The organism is Clostridium oryzae, assembly GCF_002029235.1.
Lineage (GTDB): Bacteria > Bacillota > Clostridia > Clostridiales > Clostridiaceae > Clostridium_AE > Clostridium_AE oryzae.
This window is the reverse complement of the sequence record NZ_MZGV01000045.1, coordinates 15,049-30,244: the sequence shown is the minus strand read 5'-3', so window position 1 is coordinate 30,244 and position 15,196 is coordinate 15,049. Positions and strand designations below refer to the sequence as shown.

General features: G+C 31.5%; 13 protein-coding genes. 5 read left to right on the top strand and 8 right to left on the bottom strand.

All coding sequences use genetic code 11. The features are described from left to right. The first annotated feature begins 796 nt into the window (after window positions 1–796). The 3 genes from CLORY_RS16640 to CLORY_RS16630 are packed head-to-tail and all read left to right on the top strand — an operon-like array spanning window position 797 to window position 4,028. Window positions 797–2,011 carry a sensor histidine kinase gene (locus CLORY_RS16640; protein ID WP_079426559.1) on the top strand — a complete coding sequence of 405 codons (1,215 nt, stop codon included), beginning with the start codon at window positions 797–799 and terminating at the stop codon, window positions 2,009–2,011. After that, window positions 2,004–2,657, top strand: coding sequence for a response regulator (locus CLORY_RS16635; RefSeq protein WP_079426557.1), 654 nt, complete (start codon window positions 2,004–2,006; stop codon window positions 2,655–2,657). The genes CLORY_RS16640 and CLORY_RS16635 overlap by 8 nt, the downstream gene beginning before the upstream one ends. Window positions 2,658–2,696: 39 nt before the next feature. After that, entirely contained in the window at window positions 2,697–4,028 is a 1,332-nt protein-coding gene (locus tag CLORY_RS16630) for a methyl-accepting chemotaxis protein (protein ID WP_079426555.1), read from the top strand. Window positions 4,029–4,244: 216 nt separating this feature from the next. On the opposite strand, the gene CLORY_RS16625 is transcribed toward CLORY_RS16630, so the two are convergent. Continuing rightward, the gene (locus CLORY_RS16625; RefSeq protein WP_169911659.1) at window positions 4,245–5,150 is read right to left on the bottom strand and encodes an AEC family transporter; all 906 of its coding nucleotides are present in this window, start codon (window positions 5,148–5,150) and stop codon (window positions 4,245–4,247) included. A gap of 121 nt (window positions 5,151–5,271) precedes the next feature. Here CLORY_RS16625 and CLORY_RS16620 point away from each other — a divergent pair, with 121 nt between their 5' ends. After that, window positions 5,272–5,826 carry a helix-turn-helix domain-containing protein gene (locus CLORY_RS16620; protein ID WP_079426551.1) on the top strand — a complete coding sequence of 185 codons (555 nt, stop codon included), beginning with the start codon at window positions 5,272–5,274 and terminating at the stop codon, window positions 5,824–5,826. Window positions 5,827–5,950: 124 nt separating this feature from the next. Here the strand turns inward: CLORY_RS16620 and CLORY_RS16615 are convergent, their stop codons facing one another. The 7 genes from CLORY_RS16615 to CLORY_RS16585 form a co-directional block, all read right to left on the bottom strand. Continuing rightward, complete coding sequence (locus CLORY_RS16615) at window positions 5,951–7,543, bottom strand: cell shape-determining protein (protein ID WP_139376073.1); 1,593 nt, start codon at window positions 7,541–7,543, stop codon at window positions 5,951–5,953. 165 nt (window positions 7,544–7,708) lie between these two features. Further along, a complete protein-coding gene (locus CLORY_RS16610) occupies window positions 7,709–8,167 on the bottom strand; it encodes a GNAT family N-acetyltransferase (protein ID WP_242954441.1) in 459 nt (152 codons plus the stop codon). A 98-nt stretch (window positions 8,168–8,265) separates the two neighbouring features. After that, window positions 8,266–8,877, bottom strand: coding sequence for a DNA-3-methyladenine glycosylase (locus CLORY_RS16605; protein ID WP_079426545.1), 612 nt, complete (start codon window positions 8,875–8,877; stop codon window positions 8,266–8,268). Window positions 8,878–9,114: 237 nt separating this feature from the next. Next, a complete protein-coding gene (locus tag CLORY_RS16600; protein ID WP_079426543.1) occupies window positions 9,115–9,873 on the bottom strand; it encodes an aminoglycoside adenylyltransferase domain-containing protein in 759 nt (252 codons plus the stop codon). A 302-nt stretch (window positions 9,874–10,175) separates the two neighbouring features. Next, window positions 10,176–11,288, bottom strand: a complete 1,113-nt coding sequence (locus tag CLORY_RS16595) for a 5-methyltetrahydropteroyltriglutamate--homocysteine S-methyltransferase (RefSeq protein WP_079426541.1) — start codon at window positions 11,286–11,288, stop codon at window positions 10,176–10,178. A 351-nt stretch (window positions 11,289–11,639) separates the two neighbouring features. Next, on the bottom strand, window positions 11,640–12,551 hold the full coding sequence (locus CLORY_RS16590) for a LysR family transcriptional regulator (protein WP_079426539.1): 912 nt from the start codon (window positions 12,549–12,551) through the stop codon (window positions 11,640–11,642). Between the two features lie 16 nt (window positions 12,552–12,567). Continuing rightward, window positions 12,568–13,449: a helix-turn-helix domain-containing protein gene (locus CLORY_RS16585; protein WP_079426537.1), complete on the bottom strand. Its 882-nt coding sequence runs from the start codon at window positions 13,447–13,449 to the stop codon at window positions 12,568–12,570. 223 nt (window positions 13,450–13,672) lie between these two features. Here CLORY_RS16585 and CLORY_RS16580 point away from each other — a divergent pair, with 223 nt between their 5' ends. Continuing rightward, complete coding sequence (locus CLORY_RS16580; protein ID WP_079426535.1) at window positions 13,673–15,169, top strand: glycoside hydrolase family 43 protein; 1,497 nt, start codon at window positions 13,673–13,675, stop codon at window positions 15,167–15,169. The last annotated feature ends 27 nt before the right edge of the window (window positions 15,170–15,196 follow it).

The window sequence follows — 15,196 nt, the reverse complement described above, 5'->3', positions numbered from 1 at the left end:
TGCTTAACAACCCTAACAATTAAGAGCAATTTTCCATTGTTCGTGTTTTTCAATGGTCTTTTTGTGTTGCTTATTTTTATCAATTAATTTTTTTATAAAAACTTATTGACTTTTACTAGCTGGTCTATTTACATAAACGAAAGTGAGCTTTTATTCATTAGTGGGACAACATATCTTGATACTTGTATAATATTTTTCTAGCAACCTATTAATTACATTAGCTGACCCTCCTTCATTGTTTATTTAAATTTAGGTAGTTATAAAAATATTGCACATTTCTTTGGCTTAGTTACAGTCAATATTTATATATCAACTTTTTCCCACTTTAATATTTTACATATTTATAATAAAGTGAATCATTTACTCCAACAATTGTACCTTAGGGCAAAAAACAATGTACTTTTAGGTAAACTAATTGGGCAGAACCTTTGTATTAAATAATTTTGTCAAGAATAAACAACGCTAGCGAAATCTATGAAAAACAAAATGAAGCTATTTAGTCCTATAACACCAATGAAAAGTATATCTTAAAATATCATAGTAGATTGATTCTGATTTCTTGTACTAAAGTACATTACATTCTGCCCAAAAGTACAGTTGCTTAAATAGTAACTTTTCTATACAATTAATTTAAGTTTACTTTTTTATAAATCAATTTTTGAAATTAAAAAACCAAATTCATTGCTCAATTAGAAATACTTAAAAATCATTAAGATCTTCAGTATTTTTACATATATAAATTAATTTTCACTTTAGTAAGCGTATCCTAAAATTTACAGAAAGGAAACCTAAAGTCTTGAATAATAAATTTCACTCGCTATTTACGATAAATACAAATGAAACAGGGTTATCTAAATCCCCGGTAATAATCGCTTTTGTTCTAATATATTTTGCTATCGTGTTAATGCAGCCTTCAAACAAATTGCCCTCACATACTATTGCTGGTTTTACGATAGTACTGTTTCTCCAATTGTTTCTGTATATATTTTCCGACAAAATATTTAAACATAGACATTGGCTTTATTTTTTTGTACACGGAATTATAATTTTCGATTATGCCGTTATAGGTTCAAAGGGATATGAAGCTATATTACTTGGATTAATTCCCTTATTTATTTTTCAAAGCATCTTGGTTTACAACAATGCTATAAAGGTAATTTTAACTTCAGCTTTCTTTTACAGTATATTTTGTATTACAGTAGTAACTTCTAGCGGAACAAAAGGCTTGATTCAATATCTTCCAATACTTATAATAATCACAATCGCTGTACGCGCATACTCCACTATTTTTCTCGAACAGGTAGATTTACGTATTAAAACTCAAAAGATTTTAAAAGAATTAGAATTAGCTTATGATAAGGTTGAAGAACTAACGCTAATTAATGAGAGACAAAGAATGGCTAGAGATTTACATGACACGCTTTCTCAGGGTCTTGCAGGTATAATAATGCAATTAGAAGCTGTAAATGCGAATTTAAAGATTAATAATACAAAAAGGGCTCAAGAAATTGTACTAAAGGCTATGAAGCACGCTCGAAAGACTCTGGCAGATTCAAGAATGGTAATATCAGATTTGCGCTTTAAGACAGAAACAAACATAGACTTTGCAAAAGCCATTGAAAATGAAATAAATGGTTTTAAGGTCATTTCAAACGTATTATTGTCAACGAAGATCAACATACAATCTGAGATATCTATCAATACCCTTAAACACATACTTTATATTGTTAGAGAAGCGCTGAACAATATTGCAAAACATGCAAAGGCAAAAAATGCAATCCTTGAAATTAATGAGATAAACAACATAATAAATATAAAAGTATCAGATGATGGAATAGGATTCGATATTAATATTTTAGATAAACTTTTTGGGCATTATGGTATTCAAGGAATTACTGAACGTGTAAAAGCAATTAATGGTGAAATAAAAATAATTACTAAGAGAAAACACGGAACAAATTTAGAAATAACAATACCTATAGAGAAAGGAACAGACAGCCAAAATGAGTAAAAAAAGAATACTGGTAGTAGATGATCACTTAGTGGTTAGGGAAGGCTTAAAGCTAATTTTCGAAACAGAGGAAAGTTATGAAGTTGTAGGCGAAGCTGAAAATGGAGAAAAAGCATTAATTTTAATAGATCAATTAAAACCAGATGTAATTTTAATGGATTTAAGTATGCCTAAAATGAATGGAATAGATGTAATAAAAAACTTGAATCAAAAAAACAATACTATTCCAATAATTATTTTAACAACCTTTGACGATAACAATCTAATTAAAGAAGGACTTTCTTTAGGTGCAAAAGGTTATCTGCTTAAGGATACTACAAGAGAGGAGCTTATACGAACCGTAGACTCAGCCATAAGAGGAGAAGTACTCCTCCAACCAGAAATTACCAAAAGCCTTTTTAATTCAAAAAAAGAAAATTTGCCTGGCAATAATTCATTTAACAACTCGATTACTGAAAGAGAATTGTTTATTCTGCAGGCTATTGCCAGAGGCTGCACAAGTAAGGAAATAGCTTTTGATATGGGTATATCTGAAAGGACTGTTAAAGCACATCTAACAAATATCTACAGCAAACTCAACGTTGCTTCCAGATCAGAGGCTGTTGCTACTGCTATAGAACAAGGAATTATCCATATAGAAAAATAATCTTCAATCGCAACAGCATAACTTACGAGGAGGAATATTATGAACATACGAGAAAGAATTTTAACTTCTACTTTGCATTCCGTCAAATTTAAATTAATTATGGCTGTATTAATAGTACAGATTCTGAGTACTAATATAGGACAAGTAGTCAATCATGTTCTTAATACAGGTAGAGATGCACTAAAAACAGCAGGTGTTAACACGAATTATATGGACCGCAATATAGGGTTTATGGTCTCTTCAGGCTTAAGTATTTTAATATCCGTTTTTATTATTGTTTTTGTTTATGACAAGTTGGTTTTAAAGCGACTAAAAAAGGTTTTGATTTTCACTGAAAATCTAGGCAATGGCAATCTTTCTAAAGAGCTTAATTTTACTGGTAATGATGAAATAAGCAAATTAGGAAATGCACTTGACAAAGCTAACCTTAACATAAAATTGCTTGTATCAGACATAATGACTATTTCTAAATCCATTAATGTTTCAAGTAGTGAACTATTATCATCTACTAGCAACTCTTCTGCAAATATTAATAATATTAATTTGGCTTCATCAGTACTTAATGATGATGGTTTAAGTTTAATCAATATTACTGAAAAAGCAAATTCAGAAATTGATGGAATATCTAAGACCACTAACTACCTTCTAAGTAAAGTAAAGGAGGCCTCAATTTCATCAGGTGATATGAAAACAAGAGCAGCCAAAATGAAGGATAAGGTTAATCATTCTCTTGAAAAAGCTAATATAACCTACACTGAAAAGCAGAATAAAATTCTTAATGCTATTGAGGACGGCAAGATAGTTGAAGAGATTAAAGTAATGTCTGACACTATAGCTAACATTTCTGCACAAACAAATCTGCTTGCATTAAACGCATCTATAGAAGCTGCAAGAGCTGGTGAACAAGGTAAAGGTTTTGCAGTAGTGGCTGAAGAAGTGAAAAAACTTGCAGAACAATCTGCAGATGCTATTTCAAATGTTGAAGATTTAGTTGTTCAAGTTAGAAATGTTTTTAATAATCTTACTACAAGCTCACAAGATATTTTAGAATATATCAATACAAACGTTAAAGCTGATTACCAATTATTACTTCAAACAGGTGACCAATACGAAGATGATGCGAAACTCATTAACAATATATCTTCAGATATAACCTCCTTCACTAATGTGGTAAATGCATCCGTTAATGAAATTAGTAATGTAGTAGATAATGTGGTACAAATGTCTGGTAAAACTTCTGAATCTACAAGCGAAATTAACGCTAGTATATCTGAAATAAATACTGTTATGAATGAAGTGGCCAGTTCGATGAGAAGCCAAGTAGAATTAGTTAATAAATTAAAGAAGTCTATTGAGAAATTTACTTTATAAAAAATTTAAAATGCAACAATATAGATTGAACATAATTATGCAAGTCTATTTATTAACCTAAAACCAGCAGAAATCTGCTGGTTTTATACGTAATATCCAATTTTAATCCATTTCTTACATTACTTGTTCTGTCGCTCAATAGTCAAAATATAAAACAATATAGCTTCTTCACTATCTATAATATTTTAATTTATATTACACCTTTCTCTACACTAATCATACTATAGACATAATAACTGGTATCGTAATTACAGATAACACAGTTGTTAAAAATGCAGATTTTGATGCAGACACTCTATCTCCATTATATCTCTCTGCAAAAACTCCTATTAAACTTGCAGTTGGCATTGCCACCATAATTACACATATATATAGAAGCGTTCTATTACATCCTAATATCAGCAGTATAAAATACACAAGCATAGGAGCAGCTATAAGTTTTACAAAATTTAAATAGTAAATATCTCCTCCTTTAAATACCTCTTTTAACTTAACATTTGCAAGCATAGAGCCAACAATAAACATAGCAATAGGTGTTGTCATATTTCCTATGCTTCGAAGAGTATTAAGTACTGGTACAGGAAGTTTTATCGAAAAAAGAAATATTGCAACTCCTAACAAAGTACACATAAGCGGAGGATTCATAAGATTTTTCTTTATACTTTTTAGATTTCTTTCCCCAGTAAAAAGCATAACTCCATAAGACCACATAAATATATTAAATGGAATTGTAAAGACCGATGTATAAAATACTCCTATATTGCCGAATACGCCTTGCACTATAGGAAATCCTACAAAACCGCAGTTTGAAAATACTGTTGCAAATGTAAATACACTTTTCTTAGAATCCTTAAGTTTAAAGTAGGCTATTTTACTTAAGATAATTAAGAATATGTGTATTCCTATAGAATAAAATAAAATTAGAACTGCTTTTTTTAACATATTTATTGAAAAACTAAAATTGAAAGAATAGATAATCATACAGGGTAAAGTTAGATTCATTAAAATACTTGAGAGCCCCTTTTCCACTTCGTCTGTAACAATTTTCGTCTTACGTAAACCAACTCCTACCAACATCATAATTGTCAATATAATTATTTGATTAATAACATTAATATTCAAAGCACTGCCTCCCATATAATATTGATGTGAAATACTATTATGATATAATAGTTATATATATATTGTACGTTATAACGCACATTTTATCAAATATAGTGTATGTAAAGGAAGGAGAATTTTGTTGGAAGATTTAAATTTATTAATATCAGCAAACATAAAGAAAATTCGTGAAGAGAAGAAATTAAGTTTAGATAAATTATCTGAATTAACCGGAATAAGCAAAAGTATGCTTGGGCAAATAGAAAGCGGAAAATCCAGTCCTACAGTTACAACTGTAAGCAAAATTGCTTATGGTCTAAAAATTCAGGTTAATACACTTATCAGTACTCCAAAACCCGATACTGTTATTATAGATAAAAAGAAGATTGATCCTCTTATAGAAGATAACGGAAAATACAGACTGTATCCTTTTTCCACTTATGAAAACGGAAGATGCTTTGAACTTTATACATTGGAGATAGATGAAGGCGGTTACTTAAGTACAGATGGTCATTTAGCTGGAACTGAAGAGCTTTTATCAGTATTTCAGGGTGAAATCACTATAAAAATAGAAAATAAAGAGTATGTACTAAAAAACGATACTTCAATTCGATTTAAGGCTGATAAACCACATAGTTACTATAACTCAGGCAGTGTCCTTCTTAAAGCATCATTAATAGTTTATACTCAACTTTAAATAACTAAAGAAATCGTAAAAAACAAAAAGATAGATCAGATCTCCAAATGTCAGAGAAAAGCAATAACATTTAGATATCCGATCTATTTTGATGGCTAAGTGCTCTTTAGAGTATATCAATTCACTATTTTATATTCATATTATCAAAGGAAATTGTAGTATAGGTTCCACTACTTTCAATATATTTAATTCTGATAGTATCTCCTGCTTTGGTAATAGCAAGTTTCTTACTATAAGCCTCCGGGATTGTAAATATGCCATTTTGCTTATCAATAGTAATAACATAATATGAATTTCCCTGTTCAATATAAGATCCTATTCTAGAAACAGTACCTGTAATTACCTTCTTCTCTCCTGTACTATTTGATAATGAATTTTTATTAGCTAGGAGCTTAATATATTCTTCTTTACATTCATCCACTGTTTCTCCAGTACCTATTATAGTATAATCCTCTACATTTACCATTGCATACATCTTAGTCAAATTATTTTTATCCTGAAGAGGTACAAAATACGTTGGAGAATTAGCCACATTCATAAGGATTGGAAATGAACCAGTATATCCTAGATTTTGCACTTTCCCTTCTGCAGACTTTATTGCAGCATCCTCAGTTGAACCACTCAACCTGAAAAGTGTAGTTTTCATTGTCCTTGTATCCACAAGATAAAAGCCCATTGAACTTTGATCCTTGCCTACACTGGTTATTCCTGTATAAAAATAACACTTTCCCTCATTATAAACAATACCCATACCACCTGTTGTTTTTATTTTTCCATTATTATTAAATGGAGAAAATCCATGAATATATTTACCTCTATAGTTAATATTATTTCTTACTATATCTGCTGGTTGGATTCTGTCAACCCATTTGGGAGCATTATCGATTGAATAATCCTTTATGTCTCCTGTTTCAGCATCAACTAAAGCTACGCCGGTAGCTGTCTTTCCACTAAAACCAATAGTATTTTTAATAATTGTAGCTGTCCAATATGGATGACCATTATCATCTACTTCAAAGGTAAAATCTTCATACGCTGCGCTTTTATTATCAGCATATAGTTTCCTAGCTAAGTCTTGTCCGAAATATGCACGAGGCTGGTACCTAATATGGCTTCTTACTAGTTTTGTTTCTTTTGTAGTTGCATTTACCATAATATATGGCGTACCCTCTTGTTTATTATTAAACCAGGAAAAAAATCCGGAATGCTCAAGTGGCGCTACCCAATATAATTGATCATTTATATTCTGAAGAGTCAGAGTGTCCATTTTAGCTCTGCTGCCTAAAGTTCCATCTTGGCTTAAGTTCTTATCTGCTATTTGACGTGCTGTTGACTTGGTGACAATAGGAGCTTTAGAAATATCAAATGGAGAAATTTCCTTTACAAATTTCTTTTCAACTGGAGCTGAAAGTAAATTTTTATAACTATTTGCCCTAAACAAAGGCGAAAAAATGACTAATACCACTACTCCAATAACAATATGAAGTATAGAGATACATATGACAGGTCGCCCAACTCTATTTAATCTCTCACTAAGATTTGCTTTTCCATTACCTTTATATTTTTTCCAGTTGATTGCAGCAATAATCATATCAATTATGAGTACAGCTATTAGCCCGAAGTAAATATATGAACCTAGAAAAAATCCAAATGGAATTAATAATAAGTAATTTAATAATACTAGTACAATAATTAACCCAATTACACCAAATATCATATTGACCATCCCCTATTTATTTTTATCTTCCCATTCTATCATCTTACTTACCATATTACAAATACATTTGAAATGCAAACTAAGAAAGCCATAAAATTCATCATTGAATATCATGGCTTTCTTAATCATTTTTCATTTTTTATTATTGATTCGATAAATAGGCTATTATAAATCCATTTTTAACCTAATCATATCAATACATTCAATTCCATTTTCTATAATCTTATCTTTGTAATGTCTCTTAAAGAAATCTTTATCTACACCAACTATACGAAATCCGCATTTTTGATAAAGCATTAGTTGATATATACTAGAATTTCCTGTACCAATTTCTAAAACCTTTGAATCATCCTTCTTTGCCATCTCTATAGCACTTAATATCAGTCTCTTACCAATACCGTTTCGTTGGTATTCCTCTTTAACCGCAATATTTACAAGTTCTAAAGTTAACGGCCTCGTTCTAATCATCACATAGATTCCAACTATCTCATTATCAGCATATGCGGCATAGCAAATTCCCCTATGTATATAGCTATTAATTATTTCAATAGATGGATCAGCTAAAAGAAGTAAGTCATATGGAATTTCTTCATTGTTATCTAACTTTCTTATTTGAATTTCCATCAGTATTATTCCTCCAATTTTGTACTGAATTAATAATTGTATATATGTATTATTGTTAAAACAATTCTATTACAATTTATAACCAGCTCATCTTTCTGCTATTTCACTGACACATATTTATTATTCTCTATATAAAATCTCCAAGGATAATCTTTGGCTTCCTCAGCATAATCAATCCCTACACGTTTTGAAGATATTATATTAAATTTTTCATTTTCACCTTCTTCTAAATACAGCTTATTACCACACAAATCTTCCCCGTTTAAACTTCTATCAATGAGTAATGCGCCGCATAATTTTCCTGGGCCATTAGTTAATCCCTTTATCTGGCTTTTAGTCAATTGATTATAGGTCTCTTTAAATCTGTTTTCAGCCATTATATCAAGTCCTTCTACTGGCTCTGCAGCCCTTATCAATACAGCCTGAGGATTTCCTTCTTCTCTAGTAACTACATTAAAACAATTATACATACCGTAAATGATAAATACATAGGAAGTTCCCGGTTTTCCATACATGGCTTCAACTCTTGCTGTTCTTCTTCCACCATAGGAATGAGCAGCTTTATCATTGACTCCCATATATGCTTCCGCTTCAACAATTTTGGCTGAAATTCTTTGACTGTTTACTTCGTGCACCAGCACCTTTCCTAAAAGCTCTTTTGCAACTATTACTGTATCTCTATTATAAAATTCTCTGTCTAATAGCTTCATTTTCTTCTCCCTCGTAATTCTAGCACCTCTAGAATATATTCATCATATATATGTGAACCAACTATGCATGCTGAATAAATCAAATAAGTATTTTCTAATTTTTTAAAAATAGTTTCTCTTAATATAAACTAAATTATATCTATCTATTAAGAATGTAATTTTTTTATTCAGCAAATAAATCAAAAAGAATTTATGGATGTTTATATTCTTATGGTTATCTGCTCGCTTTATTTTATCTTAGATACTATCAAAAATTAGCCTCAGCATATAATCGCAATATCCTTCAGCTTCTTCCTTCTCAATAGTCATTTGTTCATTTGACTGATAACAGTGCATTGCTCTGTTAATGATGCTATGGTATTTCTTTATTAGGTGCTCAAGTCCCCACCTTGCACCCTGTTCTTTTGATAAAATCAACTCTTGTTTGGTATATGCACAAACCCTGCACAGATTCAAAATCATATAAATGGGATTATCAATAATAGCTGACTTTGCATCTTCAATATCCGATTTGATGCTGTCAATATAATATTCTTTTGGAACAATTGCAAATACTTCATCAATTGCCTGTCCGCATAATACGATTCCCGCTCTTTTTATGACAGTAAAATGCGCTGCTAAGTCTGCATCGACGCCATTCATTTTCTCGCAGTAATCATCAGCATTATTTTTATACCACTCCATATGCATATTAGAGAAATGTAATTCAAATGGGGTAGGATATTGAAAGTTATTACAATACTTTTCCAAAACAACACTCATCTCTAGCCCTTTAGGCGGAGCAACAGCATTAAGTTCTGTTGTTACCTTCATCAGCTGCAATTTCGTACCTTTTGATATTTTCTCTTTAACTACAACAATAAAATCTATATCGCTTTTATTCCAATTAAAACAATTAAACGCTATGGAACCATGCACATAAATACCTACTAAATTGTCCTTTAAAATATTGCTATATTCTTCCTTAATTTTATCCAATACTAATTTATAATTCATAAACTATACCTTCCTATTAAAATGTTTACCTTATAAATTAAAAATTATGGTTTAAAAACATATTTTCTATTAATGAAACTACAATAACTATTATAGCAATCTTTGTAAATAAATACATTTCCAAAAGTAGTTAAAATTGTTTTTGAAATAATAAAAGGCTACTTAAACACACAACTTATATGTGCAAAAGCAACCTTTTTAAGCTTTATATATTATTTACACTTCACAATTACTTGAAAGTATAGAGACTCATATCTCAAATTAAGTTTAAATAGCCTCGTATTCACTCATCCTTTTAACTACTATTTCCATACTTTGTTTGAAATTTCTTGAACTAATCTTAGTTTTGCCCACTGTTCTTCTTCGGTTAGCTTATTCCCCTCTTCCGTAGAAGCAAACCCGCACTGTGGACTAAGACACAAACGTTCTAAAGGAATATATTTTTCAGCTTCATATATACGTTTGATTATCTGCTCCTTGTCCTCTAGTTTCGGTGATTTTGTTGTAATAAGTCCTAATACAACCTTCTTGTCTTCACTTACATATTGAAGAGGTTCAAAGCCTCCAGAACGCTCGTCATCAAATTCCAAATAAAAGGCATTGACATTTTCCTTTGCAAAAAGTTCTTTTGCTACATTATCATAACTACCTTGGCAAGCCCAAGTGGAATGAAAGTTACCTCTGCAAATATGCGTATTAATAACAAGTCCTTCAGGTTTTCCTTCTATAGCAAGATTGTTGATTCTGATTAATTTTTCAACAATCGTCTGCAAACCAGTTTCATCCGTCCCCAGGATAAAACAGGCATTCGGATCAACACATACGCCCCAGGTACAATCATCAAATTGTACATTTCTGCAGCCAGCCTGATATAAATCTAAAATGACCTTTTTGTATCCAGCAGCAATATCCTGAATTAACTCTTCTTCGTCTGAATATATTTCTTTTGTTTTATCTATATTATCTGGTGTAAGCATTTGAAATAGAAACTGAGCTGGTGCAGGTATTGTCTGACGCGCAACAGTGCTTTCATCTTCAAATTGCTTTACAAATTTAAAATGCTCTACAAATGGATGATTATCTACTGATATTTTACCAGTTAAAAATGTATCATCAATTAATGCTGGTTCGCCATGAAATGGGATTCCACTTTTAGTCTTCTCATGACCTACTCCGCGAAATGCCCACATAAAATCCAGATGCCATGAACTTCTTCTGAATTCCCCATCTGTGATAACTGAAAGACCAGCTTCCTTTTGCTTTTTAATCAAATCTACTATAGCTTTATCTTCTACTGCTTTTAAATCCTCTCTGCTTATTTTTCCAGATGCGTATTGGCTTCTTGCTTGTTTCAAATAATCAGGTCTTAAAAAACTTCCTACAATATCATATTTAAATGGTGCATTATTACTCATCTCTATTTCCCCTATCCTTTTTAATATTCTTATTTCTCTTCTAATGCCTGTTTTAAAGCATTAATAATTTCTTTCAATTTTCATCATCTAAATTTCTTTTATCTATGGTTTCTACTTCAACTACTACCTTATACACGCTGAATGACGCTTACGCGTTCGATAATTCAGCATGTGTAAGGTATAGAAACTCTATTATTTCTGCCATATAAAAACTTTACTTAAAAACAGTATAAATTAATTTAACTATATTGAATAATACAAAAAAATATAGGTTTGATATAGTTTTTAACTATATCAAACCTATATTATCTAATTTATTCCTATATCAGGCTTTTAAGTAAAAGAAGATACCTACCTCATATATTCTGCAACATGGCCTTTTAATGCATCCATATATGCTTTACCATACCTGCTCAGTGTCATATTCTTCTGTGTAATTGTACCTACACACATATATTCGTCCACTAGCAAAGGCCTAGCAATAATGTTTTCTCCGTTTAATTCCTTACTAATCACTCCAGTACTGACTGTGTAACCATTTAAACCAATAGCTAGATTAAAAAGAGTTGCCCTATCCCTTACTTTGATATTTTTATTACGATCCAGCGTACTCAGTATTTCTTCTGAAAAATAAAATGAGTTGTAATCTCCCTGCTCGAATGAAAGATAAGGATACTCCTCTAATTCCTCCAGACTTATTGCTTCACGATTAGCTAACGGATGCTTAGAACTAATAAATACATGAGGTTTTGCTACAAAGAGTTTCGCAAAAACCAATCCGTTTTGCTTAATGAGTTTCCTGATTACTTCTTCATTTTTTGAAGAAGTATAAAGAATCCCAACTTCACTTTTCAATCTGGTTACATCCTCAATAATCTCATAGGTTTGTGTTTCCCTAAGAGTAAAATCGTATCTATCTCCTTCAAACTCACGAATGACATCAACAAAAGCATTTACTGCAAAAGAATAGTGCTGTGTAGAAACAGAAAATATTGGACTTTGTTTCTTTGCATTCAAAAACTTTTCTTCTAAAAGATTTGCCTGCTCAAGCACTTGCCTTGCATAGGCAAGAAACTCATCACCTATATTAGATACCACAATTCCTTTATTGGTACGATTAAAGATTGTAATCTGCATTTCATTTTCAAGTTCCTTAATGGCATTCGTAAGACTTGGTTGAGAAATAAACAATTCCTTTGCAGCATCACTAATAGTTCCTTTTTCTGCTACTGTTACTACATATTTTAATTGCAATAATGTCATTTCCCTGCCTCCTTTATTACTCCTCTTGTTGGAAATTCTTACTATTGGAACGATAATCCTTGGGCGAAGTACCTATAATTTTTTTAAATTGCCTTGTGAAATAATTACTATCATTAAAACCACATTCATAAGCAATATCAGAAATTCCAAGCTTATATTTTTTTAATAGTAAACATGCATATTCAATACGAAGCCTAAGTAAATAATTCATTGGGGTCACTTTATAATTTTCTTTGAAAATCCTATTAAAATGTCTAACTGAAAGCTCTGCTTTATCCGCCAGCTCATTCAGGCTAACATGCTCTTGAAAATGATTTTCCATATAAGATACCGCTTTAGCTATATTTATAACATTGTCTTTGAATCCCATGCTGGCTAAATCATACTGTCTAGATAAAAAAACAATTAGTTCAATAAAATGCGAGTATATCATTGTTTGATATCCTTGATTTTTATTTTTATATTCATTAATCATATTCGAAACAATCTCTTTTGCTTTTTCATAATCTGCAAGAGTCAATTGAAGTTTACTTTTAAAATTATATTGCTTTGCTAAAGATGGTTCAACGACAAAAAGTGCCTGATAACCAGAAGATTTCTTCAAGTCATTACCAACCTGATGTAAATGTTCTGGCTTATACATTATATTGCAAATTCTAAAATTATAGGCAGCTTCATAACCATGAGAAGTATTTTTATTAATTACAAATACATCTCCTTTTTTTATAAAATATTTTTCTGTGTTCACAATATGATTAGCTGTTCCGTTTAATACTATCACTAATTCCGAAAAATCTGTATGATAATGTACAGGCATATACATATCATGCTTTCCGAATTGTATAAAGAAAGGAAAATCAGCATCTTTAGTAAAATTATGCAAATGTATGTACTCCATCGTATCCCCTCATATCTATGAAAATAATGCTCGCTTTAACTCCCAAACCCTGATGCCTCAAGTAATATGTTACATGTCCATATAATGCTATTTTAAGGCTTAAAAATCAAGGTATTCTCTGCATTTATGTACTATAATAACATTAAATTCTTTACATATCCACACCTACTTATTGTGATATATTCTGTGATAATTACTTATTTAATAAATGGAGGTATATATAATGAAATATAACAATCCTGTAATTAAAGGATTCTATCCTGACCCTAGCGTATGTAAGGTAGCTGATACATATTATCTTGTATGCAGTTCATTTCAATATTTTCCGGGTGTTCCACTTTTCGAAAGCAAGGATCTTATTAATTGGACACAAATCGGGCATTGCTTAACAAGAAAAAGTCAGATTCAACTTGAAAATATAAACAGTTCGGGGGGAGTTTTTGCTCCTACTATAAGGTATAACAACGGACGTTTCTACATGGTAACTACCAATGATACACTTCGTCAGAACTTCTATATATGGACATATGATATTTATGGCGAATGGTCAGACCCTATATTTGTAGATCAAGGCGGAATTGATCCATCCTTATATTTTGAGGACGATAAAACTTATTTTATTAGCAACGGAGCAGATGATACTGGCATTCCTGGTATCGTTCAGTGTGAAATAGACATTGAAACTGGAAGAAAGCTTACTCCAAGTAAAACAATTTGGCAGGGCTCCGGCGGACGTTATCTCGAAAGTCCACATATGTATAAAATAAACGGCATGTATTATCTTATGGCTGCAGAAGGTGGAACTGAATATGGTCATATGGTAACCTATGCTCGTGGAGCTTCACCCTATGGTACATTTGAAGCATATCCTCATAACCCTGTTTTGACAAATCGAAATTTAGGAGGTTATGAAATTCAGGGAGTAGGCCACGGTGATCTTATTCAGGATAACTCTGGTAATTGGTGGATACTTCATCTAGGTTTCCGTCAAATAGGTAGATGGACTACCTTTCACCACCTTGGACGTGAAGTTTTCCTTACTCCGGTTACCTTCGGTGAGGACGGCTGGTTTACAGCGGGACATAACGGTACAACAATAGGCTGTTTTGATACTGATTGTATTCAAAACAGCATTGTTCAAAACGAAAAGAAATGGTATACCTTTGAAAATACAGACTGGGACAAGGACTGGTGCTATATGCGTATCCCTCATACTGAAAACTATCGCCTATACGAAGATAAATTAAGTCTCAAAGGTACTGAAATTACTCTTGATAAGCCAGCTTCGCCGTCCTTCATAGGAATTCGCCAAAAAGACTTCAATGCGGTTATCTCCTGCGATATATGCATTTCTGATGGGGAGTCAGGCATCACTCTATATATGGATGAAAATCATCATTACGATTTAGCAATACAAAAATGTGAGAATGGATATCAGGTTATTGAAAGGCTAAATATCGGTGATATTAAATCAATAGAAAAAACTGTGAATTTAAAAAGTGACAATACTGTTTCACTTGTTATTCATGCAAATAATGATTACTACAGCTTCCGTGTTAATGCTGATGGAAAAGAAATTGAACTTGGTACAGCCCAAACTAGGTATCTCTCTTCTGAGGTTGCTGGAGGATTTACTGGAGTCATTATAGGTTTATATTCCTATGGCAAGAATTGCTCTGATTTTTCGGAGTTTACAAATTTTAAATGTGAATATCTATAACGCTGCCGAAAGTAAGCTAACTGCAGT

Bases quoted from the DNA above. Each gene is read 5' to 3' on its own strand.
- CLORY_RS16635 (WP_079426557.1), top strand. From the start codon at position 2,004: ATGAGTAAAAAAAGAATACTGGTAGTAGATGATCACTTAGTGGTTAGG.
- CLORY_RS16630 (WP_079426555.1), top strand. From the start codon at position 2,697: ATGAACATACGAGAAAGAATTTTAACTTCTACTTTGCATTCCGTCAAA.
- CLORY_RS16615 (WP_139376073.1), bottom strand. From the start codon at position 7,543: ATGATATTTGGTGTAATTGGGTTAATTATTGTACTAGTATTATTAAAT.
- CLORY_RS16610 (WP_242954441.1), bottom strand. From the start codon at position 8,167: ATGGAAATTCAAATAAGAAAGTTAGATAACAATGAAGAAATTCCATAT.
- CLORY_RS16605 (WP_079426545.1), bottom strand. From the start codon at position 8,877: ATGAAGCTATTAGACAGAGAATTTTATAATAGAGATACAGTAATAGTT.
- CLORY_RS16600 (WP_079426543.1), bottom strand. From the start codon at position 9,873: ATGAATTATAAATTAGTATTGGATAAAATTAAGGAAGAATATAGCAAT.
- CLORY_RS16595 (WP_079426541.1), bottom strand. From the start codon at position 11,288: ATGAGTAATAATGCACCATTTAAATATGATATTGTAGGAAGTTTTTTA.
- CLORY_RS16590 (WP_079426539.1), bottom strand. From the start codon at position 12,551: ATGACATTATTGCAATTAAAATATGTAGTAACAGTAGCAGAAAAAGGA.
- CLORY_RS16585 (WP_079426537.1), bottom strand. From the start codon at position 13,449: ATGGAGTACATACATTTGCATAATTTTACTAAAGATGCTGATTTTCCT.
- CLORY_RS16580 (WP_079426535.1), top strand. From the start codon at position 13,673: ATGAAATATAACAATCCTGTAATTAAAGGATTCTATCCTGACCCTAGC.